At 68.5% G+C, this 17345-nt stretch carries 18 protein-coding genes and 1 tRNA gene; 14 read left to right on the top strand and 5 right to left on the bottom strand.

Features of this window, described 5'->3' with window-relative positions; translation table 11 throughout:
• Window positions 1-13: 13 nt before the first annotated feature.
• A complete protein-coding gene (locus ACP699_RS17210; protein ID WP_055870939.1) occupies window positions 14-706 on the bottom strand; it encodes an NTP transferase domain-containing protein in 693 nt (230 codons plus the stop codon).
• A gap of 249 nt (window positions 707-955) precedes the next feature.
• Between ACP699_RS17210 and ACP699_RS17215 the strand changes: the two genes are divergently transcribed.
• From ACP699_RS17215 to ACP699_RS17225, 3 genes are read left to right on the top strand one after another with little or no spacing between them, the layout of a single operon-like run.
• Window positions 956-2806, top strand: a complete 1851-nt coding sequence (locus ACP699_RS17215; RefSeq protein ID WP_426172487.1) for an ATP-binding cassette domain-containing protein — start codon at window positions 956-958, stop codon at window positions 2804-2806.
• Window positions 2782-4347, top strand: a complete 1566-nt coding sequence (locus ACP699_RS17220) for a hypothetical protein (RefSeq protein ID WP_426172489.1) — start codon at window positions 2782-2784, stop codon at window positions 4345-4347. Before ACP699_RS17215 ends, ACP699_RS17220 begins: the two co-directional genes overlap by 25 nt.
• Window positions 4348-4387: 40 nt before the next feature.
• Window positions 4388-4654, top strand: coding sequence for a DUF3039 domain-containing protein (locus ACP699_RS17225; protein ID WP_017828506.1), 267 nt, complete (start codon window positions 4388-4390; stop codon window positions 4652-4654).
• A gap of 2 nt (window positions 4655-4656) precedes the next feature.
• Here ACP699_RS17225 and ACP699_RS17230 read toward each other — a convergent pair whose 3' ends face one another.
• Window positions 4657-5982 (bottom strand): nicotinate phosphoribosyltransferase, encoded by a 1326-nt coding sequence (locus ACP699_RS17230; RefSeq protein WP_426172491.1) that lies wholly within the window; start codon window positions 5980-5982, stop codon window positions 4657-4659.
• Between the two features lie 63 nt (window positions 5983-6045).
• On the opposite strand from ACP699_RS17230, the gene murI reads away from it, so the two are divergent.
• The 4 genes from murI (at window position 6046) to ACP699_RS17250 (ending at window position 9294) form a co-directional block, all read left to right on the top strand.
• On the top strand, window positions 6046-6876 hold the full coding sequence (gene murI, locus ACP699_RS17235; RefSeq protein ID WP_055870948.1) for a glutamate racemase: 831 nt from the start codon (window positions 6046-6048) through the stop codon (window positions 6874-6876).
• A 52-nt stretch (window positions 6877-6928) separates the two neighbouring features.
• Window positions 6929-7666, top strand: coding sequence for a ribonuclease PH (gene rph / locus ACP699_RS17240; protein ID WP_055870952.1), 738 nt, complete (start codon window positions 6929-6931; stop codon window positions 7664-7666).
• Window positions 7667-7668: 2 nt separating this feature from the next.
• Window positions 7669-8262, top strand: coding sequence for an RdgB/HAM1 family non-canonical purine NTP pyrophosphatase (rdgB, locus tag ACP699_RS17245; RefSeq protein ID WP_270410542.1), 594 nt, complete (start codon window positions 7669-7671; stop codon window positions 8260-8262).
• A gap of 111 nt (window positions 8263-8373) precedes the next feature.
• Complete coding sequence (locus ACP699_RS17250; RefSeq protein ID WP_055877749.1) at window positions 8374-9294, top strand: cation diffusion facilitator family transporter; 921 nt, start codon at window positions 8374-8376, stop codon at window positions 9292-9294.
• 16 nt (window positions 9295-9310) lie between these two features.
• On the opposite strand, the gene ligD is transcribed toward ACP699_RS17250, so the two are convergent.
• Window positions 9311-11263, bottom strand: coding sequence for a non-homologous end-joining DNA ligase (ligD, locus tag ACP699_RS17255; RefSeq protein ID WP_426172495.1), 1953 nt, complete (start codon window positions 11261-11263; stop codon window positions 9311-9313).
• Window positions 11264-11353: 90 nt separating this feature from the next.
• Here ligD and ACP699_RS17260 point away from each other — a divergent pair, with 90 nt between their 5' ends.
• Window positions 11354-12163 (top strand): Ku protein, encoded by an 810-nt coding sequence (locus ACP699_RS17260; RefSeq protein WP_141386254.1) that lies wholly within the window; start codon window positions 11354-11356, stop codon window positions 12161-12163.
• A 35-nt stretch (window positions 12164-12198) separates the two neighbouring features.
• Here ACP699_RS17260 and ACP699_RS17265 read toward each other — a convergent pair whose 3' ends face one another.
• Window positions 12199-12963: a DedA family protein gene (locus tag ACP699_RS17265; RefSeq protein WP_426172571.1), complete on the bottom strand. Its 765-nt coding sequence runs from the start codon at window positions 12961-12963 to the stop codon at window positions 12199-12201.
• A 96-nt stretch (window positions 12964-13059) separates the two neighbouring features.
• Window positions 13060-13141, bottom strand: a tRNA-Leu gene (locus ACP699_RS17270).
• Window positions 13142-13283: 142 nt separating this feature from the next.
• Between ACP699_RS17270 and ACP699_RS17275 the strand changes: the two genes are divergently transcribed.
• Genes ACP699_RS17275 through ACP699_RS17300 form a run of 6 tightly spaced genes read left to right on the top strand, consistent with a single transcriptional unit; the run spans window position 13284 to window position 17330 of the window.
• On the top strand, window positions 13284-14480 hold the full coding sequence (locus tag ACP699_RS17275; RefSeq protein WP_426172498.1) for a CpaF family protein: 1197 nt from the start codon (window positions 13284-13286) through the stop codon (window positions 14478-14480).
• Window positions 14477-15334: a type II secretion system F family protein gene (locus ACP699_RS17280; RefSeq protein WP_055870978.1), complete on the top strand. Its 858-nt coding sequence runs from the start codon at window positions 14477-14479 to the stop codon at window positions 15332-15334. Before ACP699_RS17275 ends, ACP699_RS17280 begins: the two co-directional genes overlap by 4 nt.
• Window positions 15331-16269: a type II secretion system F family protein gene (locus ACP699_RS17285; RefSeq protein ID WP_055877755.1), complete on the top strand. Its 939-nt coding sequence runs from the start codon at window positions 15331-15333 to the stop codon at window positions 16267-16269. The genes ACP699_RS17280 and ACP699_RS17285 overlap by 4 nt, the downstream gene beginning before the upstream one ends.
• A 21-nt stretch (window positions 16270-16290) precedes the next feature.
• Window positions 16291-16503, top strand: a complete 213-nt coding sequence (locus ACP699_RS17290) for a hypothetical protein (protein ID WP_055870983.1) — start codon at window positions 16291-16293, stop codon at window positions 16501-16503.
• 1 nt (window position 16504) lies between these two features.
• A complete protein-coding gene (locus ACP699_RS17295; protein WP_055870985.1) occupies window positions 16505-16906 on the top strand; it encodes a TadE/TadG family type IV pilus assembly protein in 402 nt (133 codons plus the stop codon).
• A complete protein-coding gene (locus tag ACP699_RS17300; protein WP_055870988.1) occupies window positions 16875-17330 on the top strand; it encodes a hypothetical protein in 456 nt (151 codons plus the stop codon). Before ACP699_RS17295 ends, ACP699_RS17300 begins: the two co-directional genes overlap by 32 nt.
• Window positions 17331-17345 lie beyond the last annotated feature (15 nt).

Raw genomic sequence — 17345 nt, forward strand, 5'->3', positions numbered from 1 at the left:
TCGTGACCGGCGATCAGACGAAGAGGTTCGCCCGCTCCAGGTCTTCGGCGAAATCGACCTCGACCGCGTACAGGTCGGAGACATCCATCGGCTCGAGCAGCAGGCCGTCTTCGGCGATCGCGAGCTCGAGACCGCGCTCGAAGTAGTCCTGGTCCTCGACACGCTGCAGCTGACGCATGAACGCCTTCTTGTGTGCGGACGAGATGTAGTTGATGCCGACGGCCTCGCCGAGACCGCCCTTGACGGTCTTGGACAGCTCGTTGATGAAGCCCTCGGCCGTGACCGTGTACTTCACCTCTTCATCGCTGACCTTGGAGGTGTTCACCGTCACGAAGGACTGGTCGCGCTCGATGTACTCGAGCGCGCGGCCGAGGATCATCGGGTCGAAGACGACGTCTCCGTTCATCCACAGCACTCCGCTGCGACCGGTCGCACCGAGGGCCCGCAGCAGGCTCTTCGAGGTGTTGGTCTCGTCGTAGCGTTCGTTGTGGACGTAGTTCACCTGGGGGAACGCGTCGATGATGGTCTCTGCGCGGTAGCCGACCACGGTGGTGATGCGGGCGTCGGAACCGAAAGCGGCGCGGATGTTGTCGTGCTGCTGGCCCATGATCGTGCGGCCGTCGCTCAGTTCGGTGAGCGGCTTCGGCAGCGCGCGGCCGAGGCGCGAGCCCATTCCGGCGGCGAGGATGACGGTCTGAAGAGTCACGAGTGCTCCTAAAGGAAGTTGTGTTCACGGTCGATTAACCGACCAGACACTTCGTCGTGCCGTTGTCATGGTATCGATTCCGCCTGGGAACCTCGGGGTGAGGAGGCCCCTGTTGTCATTTCGTGATCGACTACACACCGGATGCACAGGGTTCCGATCGCCTCGAGATCTCGGCGGATCTGCGCGATCCGAGGGCAGTTTATTGCGCGGCGGCCTTGGCGTACAGCCACCCGTTGATACCGTAGGACGGTGACTGCCTCCCCTGACGACCGCACCGCCCAGGTGGACCAAACCGAGATCGCGCAAGAGAAGACGTCGGCGAAGCGCGCGCCGGCCAAGAAGCAGACCCCCACCGCGGCACCGGCCGCCGATGAGACCTCGTCCGCGCCGGCTGTGAAGAAGCCGGCGGCGAAGAGGCCGGCCGCGAAGCGCCCGGCGACCACGCGTACGACCACGGCCTCCGCCGCGAGGAAGCCCGCTGCGGCAAAGGCATCCGCGGCGAAGACCGGAGCCACGAAGGCTGCTGCGGAGAAGGCGGCGCCGACAGCGGAAGTGGTGGTGGAACCGCTGGTGAAGGCGATGCCCGGCCAGACGAGTGAGCCGTCGTCGACCACGAGCTCCCCCCGCAGCACGACAGCCGCACGCTCGGCCGCCGCGAAGAACACGGCCGCCGCGAAGACCACCACCGCGGTGAAGACGACTGCGGCGAAGACGGCAGCAGCGAAGACGGCGGCAGCGAAGACCACCGCGGCGAAGACGGCGGCGGCGAAGACCACCGCGGCGAAGACCACCGCGGCCAAGACCACCGCCGCGAAGACGGCAGCGGCGAGGACGGCGGCGACCAAGGCAGCGGCGTCCAAGTCCACTGCGCGATCGGCCGCAGCGAAGACCACGGCGGCCAAGACCACGGCCGCGAAGGCGGCGGCTGCGAAGACGGCCGCGGCGAAGAAGGCTGCCGATGCGGCGGCGAAGGCCGCGGCAGACACCGCCACGGCGGCGCCGGAAGCGACTCCCGTCATCGAGCCGGTGACCGTCGAGACGGCTCCCGCGGTGGAACTCACCCCGACGGCCGATTCCACTCCCGCGGCGATCGAGCAGGTCACCGTCGTCGATACCGTGGCCGTCGAGCCCGCCGTCGTCGAGCCCGCCGTCGTCGAGACCGCGGCCGTCGCGGAAGCGACCGTCGCCTCGGAACCCGTCGAGGCCGATCCTGTCGATGCCGGGCCTGCGGAGGCTGCTGCCGCAGTCGAACCCGATGGTTCCGTCGAGATCGCCGCGGCGGTGGCGGAGTCCGACGATGCGGCTTCCGGGGTCGTGGATCCCCACGATGCCGGCTCCGCCGGCGAGGCGATCAGCATTCGCGGTCTCGTCAAGCAGTTCGGTGACAACAGAGCCGTCGACGGCATCGACCTGACCGTGCCGGCCGGCTCGTTCTACGGGGTCGTCGGTCCCAACGGCGCGGGTAAGACCACGACACTCTCGATCGTCGCCGGGCTTCTGCGCGCCGACGCGGGCAGCGTCGTCATCTGCGGCATCGATCAGGCGAAGCAGCCGCTGGCGGCGAAGCGGCTGATGGGCGTGCTGCCTGATCGGCTGCGCACCTTCGACCGTCTCACCGGTCGTCAGCTGCTCTACTACTACGGGTTGCTGCGCGGCCTCGCGGCGGATGTGATCGAGAAGCGCGCCGCCGACCTCGCGCGAGCCTTCGATCTCGGCGATGCCCTCAGCCGCGTCGTCTCCGACTACTCGGCCGGCATGACGAAGAAGATCATGCTCGCCGGGGCCATGATCCACTCGCCGCGCGTGCTCGTGCTCGATGAGCCGTTCGAGTCGGTGGATCCTGTCTCCTCGGCGGTCATCCTGGATATCCTCCGCGCCTACGTCTCGCACGGCGGCACCGTGATCCTGTCGAGCCACGGCATGGATCTGGTCGAGCGTGTCTGCTCACGCGTCGCGATCATCGTCGGCGGAGAGGTTCTCGCCGAAGGCACGATCGACGAGGTCCGCGCGGGTCAGACTCTCGAGGCGCGCTTCGTCGAGCTCGCCGGTTCCAGCGGAGAGGTGGAGGGGCTCGAGTGGCTGCATACGTTCTCCGGCTGAGGCTCGCGCTGCTGCTGGGCTCTGTTCGCGGCGATCGTCGGATCCGGACGCTCATCTCGCTCGCGGCGGTCATCGCCGTCACCGCCGTGGTGTGCATCGCCGTGTTCAGCCTCGCGGCGGCCCCGGTACCGGTGGCACGCGCAGTCACCGTGCTCGGCGGGGCCGCCCTCCTCATCGGCTTCCTCGTCGGCCCGATCCTCGTCGGTGCCGTCGACCAGCTCGACCCCCGACGGTTCGCGGTCTTCGGTGTCGATGAGCGGCAGATGCCCTGGGTGCTCACGCTGGCCGCCTTCATCAGCGTGCCCAGCCTGGCGCTTCTCGCGGTCTACATCAGCGTCTGCATCGTGGCGATCGGAGCAGGGACTCCCTGGCCGCTGGCGGTGCTGATGACGATCATCGGTGTCATCACGACGATGCTGGTCTCGAGGATCGGTATGGCGCTCAACGCTCTGCTTCTTCCGGAGCGCCGATCCCGAGAGCTCACGGCGCTGTTCGCGCTCGCGCTGATCGTGATCGCGTTCCCCGTCGCGGTGTTCTTCGGATCGCTCCGCTGGGACGGCCTCGTGCCGCCGTCGCTCGCGACGCTCTCGAGCGTCTTCGGTTTCAGCCCGTTCGCCGCGGCGCCCGCGTTCCTCTTCGACTCCGCAGCCGGGGCGACCGCCTCGGCGTGGGTCAGCGGCGTCATCGCGGTCCTCACGGTCGTTCTGCTCGGGATCGCATGGGCCTGGCTCGTGCGGCGTCTGCTCACGACGACGGAGCGTCCGGTCACGCTGAGGGAGCGCACGGGCCTCGGCTGGTTCGGTCTGCTGCCGTCGAACGCCTTCGGTGCGATCGCGGCTCGAAGCCTCGTCTACTGGCTTCGCGACCGTCGCTACATCATGAACATCATCGTGGTGCCGGTGGCCGGTGTCCTCACCGTGCTTCCGCTCATCGTCGCCGGTGTCCCGTTGGAGGTCGCAGCGCTCGTGCCCGTGCCCGTGATGGCGCTGTTCTTCGGCTGGTTGCCGCACAACGACGTCGCCTACGACTCGACGGCGCTGTGGACCCACGTGGCCAGTGGCGTCCGGGGTCTTCCCGACCGTCTCGGACGCCTGGTGCCGGTCCTTCTCGTCGCGATTCCGGTGCTCGCGATCGCGGTTCCCCTGTCGCTCCTCCTCGTCGGCAACTGGAGCCTGCTGCTGCCGATGGGCGGCGTGGCCGCGAGCCTGCTCTTCTGCGCTCTGGGTATCTCGAGCATCGTCTCGGTCGTCGCCCCGTACGCGGTCTCGCGACCCGGTGACAGCCCGTTCCAGCAGCCGCAACGGCCCACGTCCCGAGGCACATACGGTCCCGCAGCGGCGTTCCTCGGAGCGATCGTGCTGAGCGCCCCCACCATCTGGTTGTTCGCGGCCACGATGCTCGAGGGCTCCGCATACGCCCCGGCGACCTTCTGGGTCGGGCTCCTCGGCGGCCTCGCGGTGTTGGCCGCGGGGGCGGTCATCGGCGGTCGCATCTTCGAGCGCAGCGGGGAGCGCCTGATGGAGTTCGTCGAGACGGCGTGACGACCGCCCACGAGGCATTCGACGCCGCTAGACTCACGGGATGAGTACTCCGCTGGACAGCCCCGATCAGGGCGGCGTGGCAACGCTTGATCGCGAACTGGAAGAGCTCCTCCGTGAGGAGAATCTCGAACCGGGCGACCATGAGCGCTTCTCGCATTACGTGAAGAAGGACAAGATCCTCGAGTCCGCGATCACCGGTAAGCCGGTGCGGGCACTGTGCGGCAAGAAGTGGACCCCGGGCCGCGACCCGGAGAAGTTCCCCATCTGCCCCACGTGCAAGGAGATCTACGAGTCGATGATGGGCTGACCTCAGTCTCCTTCGACGTACACGGTGGGAATCGCCGGGTCGGACTTGCTGAGCGCGAGAGCGCGCACCGGGAGTTCTTCGCGCACGCGCAGATGGTGCGCCCGCGCGGCTGCCGTGCCCTCGACGCCTTCGTAGCTCGAGTCGATGTCACCAGCCTCGACGAAGGTCACCTGCAGCGGGCGGCCGTCGGGATGCTCCGCCGCGGTGTCGAGCTCTTCGAAACCATCGGAGACGACGACCGTCTCGGCGGTGGCGACGCCGTCCACCAGGGTCCGGAAAGCGGCCTTGCGACCACCGTGCGACGCCTTGTCCGCCGATGCCTTCGCGACACCGATCCAGGATCCGGTGGCATCCTGTCGTGCCACGAGCTTGTAGACCATGCTCGCGGTCGGATACCCGGATCCGGTGACCACCGACGTTCCGACACCGTAGGCGTCGACCGGCGATGCGGCCAGGGCGGCGATCGCATACTCGTCGAGGTCGCTGGTCACCGTGATGCGAGTGGACGTCGCCCCGAGCTCGTCGAGCTGCGCGCGAACGTCTCCGGCGACGATGGGGAGGTCGCCGGAGTCGATCCGCACGCCGCCGAGCTCCGTGCCGGCGACCCGGATGGCGGTCTCGACGCCCGTGCGGATGTCGTACGTGTCCACGAGCAGCGTCGTTCCGATGCCCATGCTCTCGACCTGCGACCGGAACGCCTCCTCTTCGGAGTCGTGCAGCAGCGTCCAGGAGTGGGCGGCCGTGCCCATGGTGGGGATGCCCCAGCTTCGCCCGGCCTCGAGGTTGCTCGTGGCGCCGAAGCCGGCGATGTAGGCAGCCCGGGCGGCGGCGACGGCCGAGCGCTCGGCTGCGCGTCGTGATCCCATCTCTGCCAGCGGACGCTCACCGGCGGCGATGCTCATGCGAGAGGCAGCGGTCGCGACGGCGGAATCGTGATTGAGCACGCTCAGGGCGAGCGTCTCGAGTACGACGGCATCGGCGAACGTGCCCTCGACGGTGAGGATGGGGGAGCCGGGGAAGTACAGCTCACCCTCGCGATAGCCGCGGATCGTTCCCGAGAACCGGTAGTCCTCGAGGTGAGCGATCGACGACGCATCGACGACGTTCTGGTCTCTGAGGAACCGCAGCTCGTCGTCACCGAAGCGGAAGTCGCGCAGGAGACCGAGCAGGCGGCCGGTGCCGGCGACGACACCGAAGCGTCGGCCCCCGGACAGACGCCGGGAGAACAGCTCGAAGACGCTGGGGCGGAATGCCGTCCCGTCCCGGAGGGAGGCGGCGAGCATCGTCAGCTCATAGCGGTCGGTGAGCAGCGCCGTCGACGTGGTCATGCGCTCAGTTTAGTGAGCGTGCTGATGCGCGCGGCAGCTCCCGCGCAGGTAGGCTGGGGAGTCATGAACGACGCGCCGATCGGGATCTTCGACTCCGGTGTCGGCGGGCTCACGGTGGCGCGGGCCATCCGCGCCCAGCTGCCCCGTGAGTCGTTCGTCTACATCGGCGACACCGCGCACTCGCCGTACGGCCCCAAGCCCATCGCCGACGTGCGCCGCTACTCTCTCGAGGTGCTCGACACCCTCGTCGAGCAGGGCGTGAAGATGCTGGTGATCGCGTGCAACACCGCCTCGGCCGCCATGCTCCGCGATGCTCGTGAACGCTACGACATCCCGGTCGTCGAGGTGATCGGTCCCGCGGTGCGCCGCGCGGTCTCCACGACCCGCAACGGGCGCGTCGGCGTGATCGGCACGGTCGGCACCATCGGCTCACGCGCCTACCAGGACATGCTCGAGGTCAACGAGAGGCTGCAGGTCTTCACCGCCGCCTGCCCGCGCTTCGTCGAGTTCGTCGAGGCCGGGATCACCGGGACTCCGGAGGTGCTCGCCGTGGCTGAGGAGTATCTCGCCCCTCTTCGCGATGCTGACGTCGACACGCTCGTGCTCGGCTGCACGCACTATCCGTTCCTTCGCGGCGCCATCAGCTACGTCATGGGAGAGGGCGTCACGCTCGTCTCCAGCGACGACGAGACCGCCGGCGACGTCTATCGCCAGCTCGTCCGCGGAGACCTGCTCGCCTCGCCGGATGCCACCGCGAGCTACGTCTACGAGGCCACCGGAGCGTCGACCGACGACTTCACCGCTCTGGCCAACCGTCTGATGGGCCGTGAGGTCCGCGACGTGCAGCTCGTCCAGACCGGCGTGATCACTCTTCCCGAGAACGCTTTCGAGTAATCCGGATCGAGTCGCTCCGACTCGATCCGCCACCCCGACCTGAGAGAAGCACATGTCCGAAATCGTCCGCGTCGACGGCCGCTCCACCGATCAGCTGCGTGAGATCACCATCGAGCGGGGCTGGAGTGCGCACGCCGAGGGATCCGCACTGATCAGCTTCGGCGGCACCAAGGTGCTGTGCACCGCCTCCTTCACCAACGGCGTTCCGCGCTGGTTGACCGGTAAGGGCAAGGGATGGGTCACGGCCGAGTACTCCATGCTCCCGCGGGCCACGAACAGCCGGAACGACCGGGAGAGCGTCAAGGGCCGCATCGGCGGTCGCACCCATGAGATCTCGCGCCTGATCGGTCGCGCCCTGCGTGCCGTCGTCGATACGAAGGCGCTCGGCGAGAACACGATCGTGATCGACTGCGACGTGCTGCAGGCTGACGGTGGCACGCGCACGGCGGCCATCACCGGTGCGTACGTGGCGCTCGCCGATGCCATCGAGTGGGGCCGGGAGAAGAAGTTCATCGGCAAGAACTCCACGCCGCTGCTCGATTCGGTCGCCGCCGTGTCCGTGGGGATCATCGATGGCGAGCCCATGCTCGATCTGGCATATGTCGAGGATGTACGCGCGGAGACCGACATGAACATCGTCGTCACCGGCCGCGGACTCTTCGTCGAGGTCCAGGGAACGGCCGAGGGCGCTCCGTTCGACAAGCGGGAGCTCGACGCGCTGCTCGAGCTCGGTCTGGCCGGATGCGCCGACCTGAAGGGCGCGCAGCTCGCCGCACTGGCAGGGGAGTGACCATGCGGATCGTGCTCGCGACGCACAATCCGCACAAGGTCGCGGAGCTCCAGCAGATCGTGGCGCAGGCCCGTCCCGATCTCGAGGTCGTCGGCTACGACGGTCCCGAGCCGGTCGAAGACGGCGTGACGTTCGCCGAGAACGCGCTGATCAAGGCACGGGCGGCCGCCGCTCACACCGGACTCGCGGCTCTCGCCGACGACTCCGGCATCTGCGTCGACGTTCTCGGCGGCTCTCCCGGGGTGTTCTCGGCCTATTGGGCCGGTCAGAAGAAGGACGCCGCGGCGAACCTCGAGCTGCTGCTCGACCAGCTGCGTGACATCGCGGACCCGCACCGGGCCGCGCACTTCACCTCCACGATCGCCCTCGTGCTGCCGGACGGCCGTGAGCAGGTCGTGGAGGGACGCTGGCCGGGACGCCTGGCCCACGCGGCAACGGGAGCGGGCGGCTTCGGGTACGACCCGATCTTCGTCCCGGACGGTCAGCCCGCGGGGGAGGAGCGGTCGGTGGGCGAGTTCACCTCCGAGGAGAAGCAGGCGCAGTCCCACCGCGCCCGCGCCTTCGCCGAACTGGTTCCGCTGCTCGCCGCGCTCTGAGCGCGCTCGGCTCTCGGTCGCGAGAAACCGCTGCTGAAGCTGAGAATCGTTACCCTTCCCGACTAGCCGGAACAGGCCTTCCGGGCCGTCGTCCCGGTCTAGCCTGGGGGCATGCACGATCACGCACCCGCCCCCGGCGGCATCCGCTCCGCGAGCAGCAGACGCCTGCTCGCGATCTCGCTGTCCCTCACCGCGACGGTGATGCTCGTCCAGATCGTCGGCGCGCTGCTCTCCGGTTCTCTCGCGCTGCTCGCCGATGCGGCACACATGTTCACGGACGCCTCCGGCCTCGTGATCGCTCTCATCGCCGCGACTGTCGCCGCGCGCCCGGCGGATGACAGGCGCACCTTCGGATATCAGCGCGCCGAGGTGTTCGGTGCGCTGATCAATGCCGTCATCCTGATCGCCCTCGCGACCTGGGTCGCGATCGAGGGCATCGGGCGACTCATCGATCCGGGAGAGGTCGAGGTCGCCGGCGGCCTCATGCTGATCGTCGCGGTGGTGGGAATGCTCGCGAATGCCGTGTCGATGTGGCTGCTGAGTCGCGCGCAGCGCACCAGCATCAACGTGCGCGGTGCCTACCTCGAGGTGATGGGCGATCTGATCGGTTCTGTGGCGGTCATCGTGGCAGCGGTGGTCATCCTCGTCACCGGATGGATGCCGGCCGATGCCATCGCGTCGCTGTTCATCGCGGCGATGATCATCCCTCGGGCCATCGCCCTGCTGCGGGAGGTGTTCTCGGTTCTCGCCGAGTCCGCGCCGAAGGGCACGGCGGTGAGCGAGATCCGTACCCACCTTCTCGGATACGAGGGCGTCGTCGGCGTGCATGATGTGCACGTCTGGCAGCTCACACGCGGAGCACCCGTGTTCACGGCCCACGTCAGCATCGAGCCGGCGCTGTTCGCCGACGGCCGTTCAGCCCAACTGCTCACCGAGATGCAGGCGTGCCTCGCCGATCACTTCGACGTGGAGCATTCCACCTTCCAAATCGAGCCGGCCGAGCAGTCGGACTGCGAGCCGCACCACGCCTGATCTGCTCGATCGAGCCTCAGGCCTCGACGGAGATCTCGTTCGGGCTCTTGTCCGGGCGCAGACCTCGCCAGCGGGCATGACGGAGCACGCCGTCCGGAGTCCAGTTCGCGAACTCGACCTCGCCGACGACTTCCGCCCGCACCCAGAGGGCGTCGGAGGCATCCGGGGCGGGTACTCCGTCGAGCGGTGCGGCGTCCACCCGCAGCGGTTCGAGTCGCGTGAGCAGATCGCGCAGGATGCGGTCGGTGAATCCGGTCCCCACGCGTCCGACGTAGCGCAGGCCGCCCCCACCTCGGTTCGGGTCGGGCACGGCGAGCAGGAGAGACCCGAGCGTGCTCTCCCGGTCGCCCTTGCCGGGGCGGATCCCGACGATCACCGCCTCCTGCATCCTGGTGTGCTTGAGCTTCAGCCAGGAGGGGGAGCGCTGCCCCGGGCGGTACCGCGACATCGGATCCTTGACGACGACGCCCTCGAGCCCGAACTCCCTGCTTGCAGCGAGTGCCGCGTCGACGTCGTCGAACACGGGAGGGATCTGCACGGGGGCGTCGAGGTCGGCGATCACATCCTCGAGCAGTGTGCGACGCTCCCGCAGAGGCATGCCGGTGAGGTCGTGTCCGTCGAGACGCAGCAGGTCGAACAGCATGTAGACGATGGGGGTGCGCACCACCTCGCGCTCGATCTCTCGCGGGCGGGTGAGGTGCATCCGATTCTGGAGGAGGGAGAAGCTCGGGCGGCCGTGGGGGTCGAAGGCGACGATCTCCCCGTCGACGATCGCGTCTGCGACCGGCAGGAAGGGCGCTCCGTCGGCTGTGAGCTCGGGGTAGCGGGCGGTGATGTCGATTCCGCTGCGTGCGTGCAGCAGCATCCGCCCGTTCGCCCAGGTGCCCATCGCGCGGATGCCGTCCCATTTGACCTCGACCCACGAGGGGTCGCTCAGAGCGCGGGCGACCCCGGGGAAGCCGCTCTCGGCGAGCATCGGCGCCACCGATGCCGGGATCGGCGGGGAGGCGGGCGCGGGAGAGCTCTGGGGATACCGGTGGGAGCGTCGGGCTTTCGCCGGTTGCGGGAGCGCAGCGGTCTCGGGCGGGTGGAGCGTCGCGAGGGGGTCGACGCCGGCGGCCGCGCGGGCGAGCACCTGATCGAGGTCGAGCTGGGCGAGGCCCGGGTCGTCGAGTTCGTCCCAGGTGCGAGGAGCAGCCACCCAGGGCTGCGCACGGCCGCGGAGCGAGTAGGGCGAGATCGTGGTCTTCTTGCCGTTGTTCTGGCTCCAGTCGAGGAACACCTTGCCGCCACGGACCGCCTTCGCCATGACGCTGGTGGCGAGGTCGGGGTGGTCGTTCTCGATCATTCGCGCGAGCTCTCTGACGACGGTCGAGACCTCGTCGCTCGTCTGCTCGCCGGGCAGTGATGCGTACAGGTGGATGCCCTTGCTGCCGCTGGTGACCGGCAGGGGGTCGAGCCCCATGTCGGACAGGATGACGCGGGCGATGCGGGCGACCTCGGCACACTGCTCCAGCCCCACCCCCTCCCCGGGGTCGAGGTCGAGCACGAGCCGATCGGGCTTGCCGGGAAGGCCCTCGGGGGAGAAGCGCCACTGCGGCACATGCAGTTCGATGGCGGCGACCTGCGCGAGCCAGACGAGGGTCGGGACGTCCTGGACGAGGGGATACTCCTTGGGGCCGTCCGAGTGCTGGATCGCCTGACGGGGGATCCACGACGGCGCGCCCGGTTCGATCTGCTTCGTGAAGAACGCGTCAGCCGGGGCCTCCGCGCTCCCGACGCCCTCCACCCAGCGTTTGCGGGTGACGGGGCGGCCGTCGAGGAGGGGGAGCAGGAGCGGAGCGATGGCCGTGTAGTAGGCGATGATCTCGCCCTTGGTGGTGCCGGTCGCGGGATACACGACCTTGTCGAGGTTGGTCACACGCAGGCGTCGGCCGTCGACCTGCACGATCTGCCCTTCTGTGACCATGGGGCCAGCGTAGTCAAGGGTCCGCGTGGTCGAGGGGTCGGGTGGTCAAGGGGCTGGTCGTGACGGCTGCGGCTGGTGTCTACTGGTGTGATGAGGACGATCTGGAAGGGCGCACTGACGTTCGGGCTCGTGAACGTCCCGGTCAAGGTGTACTCCGCGACCGAGGACCACGACGTGCCGCTGCATCAGGTGCACGAGAAGGACGGCGGACGCATCCGCTATCAGCGCACCTGCGAGGTGTGCGGCGAGACCGTGGCCTACGCGGACATCGATCGCGCCTACGTCGATGAGGGCCAGACCGTCGTGCTGACGAAAGACGACCTCGCGGCGCTTCCGGCGGAGAAGAGCCGGGAGATCGACGTGGTCGAGTTCGTGCCGTCCGACCAGGTCGATCTGCTCACACTCGACAAGCCGTACTACCTCGAACCCGATTCGAAGTCACCGAAGGCCTACGTGCTGCTGAGGAAGACCCTCGAGCAGACCGACCGCACCGCGATCGTGCGCTTCACCCTGCGGCAGAAGACCCGCCTCGCCGCGCTCCGGGTGCGAGGGAAGGTGCTCGTGCTGCAGACGCTCCTGTGGGCAGACGAGGTGCGCGAAGCCGCGTTCCCGGCGCTGGACGAGGACGTGCGGATCTCGAAGAAGGAGCTGGAGCTCTCGGCCTCCCTCGTCGACAGCTACTCGGCGGACTTCGACCCCGAGGCGTTCGTCGACGAGTACCAGAAGGAACTGCGCACCCTCATCGACGCGAAGATCGAGGCGGGCGACACGTTCGACGTGGCCGAGACCTTCGGTGAAACCGAGAAGGCGGCAGAGGGCGGCGAGGTCATCGACCTCATGGAAGCGCTGCGCGCGAGCGTGGCGCGGTCGAAGGAAGAGCGCGCCAAGAACGCGGGGTGATCATAGGGTGCCGAGGAGTCGGCCCCGATGCGCGATCAGTGCTTGCCGTCGCCGTCCAGGTCGGGAGAACGGTCGAAGACGTCGGCGTCGAGCACGAGCTCCTGTGCCTCCTCGGCGTCGGTGACCACGTCTTCGCCTGCCGCAGCGGCCTTCTTGGCCTTGTGGCGCTCGGAGAAGTAGTGCCACAGCGTGACGAGAGCCGTGCCACCGACAGCGATCAGCAGGATCACATCGATGTACTCGACCACGAGATCGCGCACCCACGGGATGTAGGCGATGAGGTATCCGACCATCGTGAGGCCGAAGCCCCAGATCATGGCACCGATGAAGTTGTAGAGCGAGTAGCGGCGCCACGGCATGTGGCCCACTCCGGCTGCGACCGGCGCGAAGGTGCGCACGATGGGCACGAAACGGGCCAGGATGACCGTGAGGCCGCCGAAGCGCTCGAAGAATGCGTTCGTGCGCTCCACGTTCTTCTTGCTGAACAGGCCCGACTCCTTGCGCTCGAACACCGCCGGCCCGCCCTTGTGGCCGATCAGGTAGCCGACCTCGCCGCCGACGAAGGCCGAGAGAGCGATCAGGAGCGAGACGACCCAGATGTTCACGCCGAACACGTTGCTGGTGTGTGTCAGGAGCCCCGCGATGATGAGCAGGGTGTCGCCGGGGAGCAGGAACCCGACGAGCAGGCCGGTCTCGGCGAAGATGATGAAGCACACCACGAGCAGTGCCCACGGCCCGGCGGTCCCGATGATCGTCGCAGGGTCGAGCCAGGGGATGAGAGCGGTCGGCGCGTGCAGCATGGTTTCGAGCACAGGGGGAGTCCCGTCGGTCGTGAATGGTCGGCGGTAGAACAGAGCGATGTCGTGGCGACCCGAGAAGGATGCCGTCGTCTCTCGTGCGGAAGGTGGGACTTGAACCCACACGCCCTGGGGCACAGGAACCTAAATCCTGCGTGTCTGCCAATTCCACCACTCCCGCGCGGTGGAAACAGTCTACTGATCGTCGAAACCGCCTGTCTGGGGATCAGCCCGCAGTCGGTCTCCCCCTGAGCGCTCGGGCGCGCCAGAGCGGCTGTGGATAACTTCGGAGGGCGGAGGGCGATTGTTGCGAGGATGCCTGGGTGAGTCATCCGTCCGCCCTTGTCGCCGACCGTGTGCGGTCGCGTCTGCGCGCCGAGGGCATCGACCCGTCGATCGATCCGCAGGCGGCCTGGCGCATCACCCACGCCGAGGTTCGCCGCCACGACGATCTCGCCCTCGCTCGCGGCGAGGCGCTGATCGACGATGAAGCGGCGTGCGTGAGAGAGGTCATGGCGTCGCTCAGCGGATTCGGTGCGCTGCAGCCGCTGCTCGACGATCCGGAGATCGAGGAGATCTGGCTGAACGGATCCGGCCATGTGCACATCGCCCGCGAGGGCGAGGCAGAGCGGACGGGCCTTCGTCTCGACGATGTCGCGGTGCGCGACATCGTCGAGCGCATGCTGCAGTCGACCGGCCGGCGGGTGGATATCAGCCAGCCGTTCGTGGATGCCTCGTTGCCGGACGGATCCCGTCTGCACGTGGCGATCGCCGATGTGGTGCGCGGCTCCTGGGCCGTCAACATCCGCAAGTTCCTGCCGAAGTATCGATCCCTCGACGCGCTCGCGGCGCAGGGGATGATGCCGACCGACGTCGCGGAGCTGCTGACGACCGCCATGAACGACGGCCGCAGCGTGATCGTCTCGGGTGCGACGCACGCGGGCAAGACCACCATGCTCGGCGCGCTGCTGGCCTCCTGCGCCGGTACGCAGCGCATCGTCACCGTGGAGGAGACGTTCGAACTGGCCGTGGAGGGGCCAGATCTCGTCTCGCTCCAGGGGCGCCAGGCGAGTCTCGAGGGGACCGGGGAGATCACCTTGCGTCGACTGGTGAAGGAGGCGCTGCGCATGCGCCCCGACCGTCTCGTCGTCGGCGAGGTCCGCGACGCCGAAGCCCTTGATCTCGTGCTCGCGCTCAACACCGGCGTACCCGGGGCGTGCACCGTGCACGCGAACTCGGCGACCGAAGCCATCGAGAAGCTCACGATCCTCCCGCTCTTGGCCGGACGGAACATCGATCGTGCATTCATCGCACCGGCGCTCGCCGCGTCGATCGATCTGGTCGTGCACTGCGTCCGAGATCGGGCAGGACGGCGACACGTGCAGGAGATCATCGCTCCGACAGGCGACATCGACGAGGGGAAGGTGCGCACGAGGTCGGTCTACCGGGCGCGAACCCGGCAGAGCGACGATTTCGGCAGGGAGCGCGGGGACCTGCGTCCGATCGAGGCCGCATCGTGACGGTGCTCGTGGGCGCTGTCCTCGCTGCGGGTGTGCTCCTGTGCCTCTCGCCATGGATGTGGCCCCTGTCGGACGAGGCCGAACCGCTCCCGCGACAGGGTCGGCTCGTCCGTCTGATCGAGGAGGCGGGGTTCGACGGGCTCTCGCGACGTGTCTTTCTCACCGTCATCATCGCGGCCGGGCTGGTCGCGGCGTCCGTGGTGTGGCTTCTGACCGGAATCGCCGTGCTCTCCGTACTGGCAGGCCTTGCGGGGGCGGCGGCGCCGATCATGCTCCTCCGAGGGCGCCGCACGCGACTGCGACGATTGCGGCGACAGCTCTGGCCGGACGTCTGCGATCTCCTGATCGCATCGATCCGCGTGGGCTTGTCGCTCCCCGACGCGGTGGCGAGTCTGGCGGAGTCCGCACCGAAGATGCTCAGGCCGGCGTTCATCGTCTTCGCGAGAGATCTGCGGGCGAGCGGAAGGTTCGAGTCGAGCCTCGATCGGCTCAAGTCCACGTTGGCCGACCCCATTGGCGATCGCATCGCCGAGACCTTGCGGATGGCGCGTCAGGTCGGCGGCACGGAACTGATCAGTGTGCTGCGCGCCCTGTCGAGCTCGGTGCGGGCGGATGCGGCTCTCCGGGGCGAGGTCGAGGCGCGGCAGTCGTGGATCCGCGGTGCCGCGGTTCTCGGAGCCGTCGCGCCGTGGGTGATCCTCGGTCTGCTGGTGCTCCGACCTGAGGGCGCTGCGGCATACGGCACTCCCGAAGGCGTGATCGTGATCTGTCTGGGGGCGGCGGTGTCGGTCCTCGCCTTCCACGTCATGGTCCGCATCGGCCGGCTTCCCGAGCCTCGGCGGTGGTTCGGATGAGCGCGATCTCGGTCCTCGCGAGCGCCATCCTGATCGGGGGTGGCTTCGCCGCGGGAGTGATGAGCATCCTCTCCGCCCTCCCGCGGTGGAGGGCGGCATCTCTGGCCGTGCGGATCGGGCCCTACGTGCGCGACGTCGTCGCCGATGATCAGCTGCCCAGCGGGGTTCTTCCCGCTGCGGGAGCACTGCCAGCGAGCGGGCGGACGCTGTGGGAGCGCGCGCGAAGCGGGTTCGAGAGGATGCTCGGCGGGGGAGAGGCTCTCCGGCAGCGGCTGGCGCAGGCGGGTCTGCGCACGGACCCGGCTGCGTTCCGCGGGCGGCAGCTGGGGTGGGGTCTCGCCGGGATCGGTGTGGGCGCGGTTGTGCTGACCGTGCTGGCGGTGACTGGCCGGTTGTCAGTGCCGACGGGCGCGATGCCGCTGCTCTGCGGCGCGGCGGCCGCCGCCGCATACGACGTGCAGCTCTCCGCGCGCGCCAGGTCCCGCCGGGCGCGGCTCACCGATGAGCTTCCGACGACGCTCGAATTCCTGGCTCTGTGTCTCTCCGCGGGTGAGGGGTTCCTCGATTCGCTGCGCCGGGTCGCCGATGTGGGGTCGGGTGAGCTCACCGCCGAGCTGCGCCAGGTGGTGCTCGCGGTCGGCACCGGATCCCCCTTGGCCGATGCGCTGAACGAGATGGCGCGACGGCTGCAGCTTCCCGGACTGTCTCGCGTCGTCGACCAGGTGATCGCTGCGCTCGAGCACGGTGCCCCGCTCGCCGCCGTCCTGCATGCACAGGCGGGCGATGCACGCGAAGATGCGAAGCGCGTACTGATCGAGCAGGCGGGGCGCAAAGAGATCCTGATGCTCCTCCCGCTCGTCTTCCTGATCCTTCCGCTCTCGGTGCTCTTCGCCGTGTATCCGGGACTCTTCATCCTCCGGCTCGGCATCGGCTGACCGCCCGACGAAAGGACCACCATGACCGCACGAACACAGGAGCACCGGCGACGCCGGTGGCATGACGTCAAGACCCGGTTCCGCGCCTTCATCGACGACGAAGCGGGTGACGTTCCCGGATGGGTGCTCGTCACGTTGATGACCGCGGGCTTGGTGGTGCTCATCTGGGCCGTCGCCGGTCCCGCTCTGACCTCGCTGTTCGAGCAGGCGATCCAGAGGGTCTCGGGGCTCTGACATGGACGACCGGAGTGGTTGCGCGGATGATCGCGGCTCCAGCCCGGTGGAGTTCGTGCTCGTCGGAACGCTCCTCACCGCCCTCACGCTCGCTGTGCTGCAGCTCGCGTTCGCGGTGTACGTGCGCAACGTGGTGCACGACGCCGCCGTCGAAGGCGCCTACCACGCGGCTCTCGCCGATACGACCCCGGAGGAGGGCATCGAACGCACCAGAGACGTCATCTCCCGCGCGGTCGGCGCGGACTACGCCGAGGACATCCAAATCGGCGTCTCCGGCGCCCCGCCCTACGAGACGGTCGACGTCCGGGTCCGCACGACGTTTCCGCTGCTCGGACTGATCGGCCTTCCCCTCGCGATGGAGGTGGAGGCTCATGCACCTGCCGAGACTTTCGGGGAAGAATGACGAGGGATCGGCCGCCCTGGAGTTCATCGCGGTGGGGGTGATCCTTCTGGTGCCGCTGATCTATCTCGTCATCGCGCTCGGAGCGATCCAGGAGCAGACCTTCGGGGCGGAAGCGGCAGCACGGCACATCGCCCGCGTGATCGCGCGAGCGCCAGACGCTGCGACCGCGGCGGACCGCAGCGACGCGGTTCTCGCAGGGATCGTGGACGAGTACGGCCTCGATGAGGACGCGGTCGATGTGATGCTCTCCTGCGCGCCGCCCGCAGCGGAGTGCCCGTCGGCCGGCACGACGATCGTCGTCACCGTCACCACGCGGGTGCGGCTGCCGCTGGTGCCGGAGGTGCTCGGACTCGACCGTTCGACGGCCGTCCCTGTGCAGGCCGAAGCGGTGCAGAAGGTGTCACGGCTGTGGGGGACGGGATGAGGGGGCAGGCCCGAA

It is taken from the genome of Microbacterium sp. DWRC1-3, from assembly GCF_049896645.1.
Taxonomy (GTDB): Bacteria; Actinomycetota; Actinomycetes; order Actinomycetales; family Microbacteriaceae; genus Microbacterium; species Microbacterium maritypicum.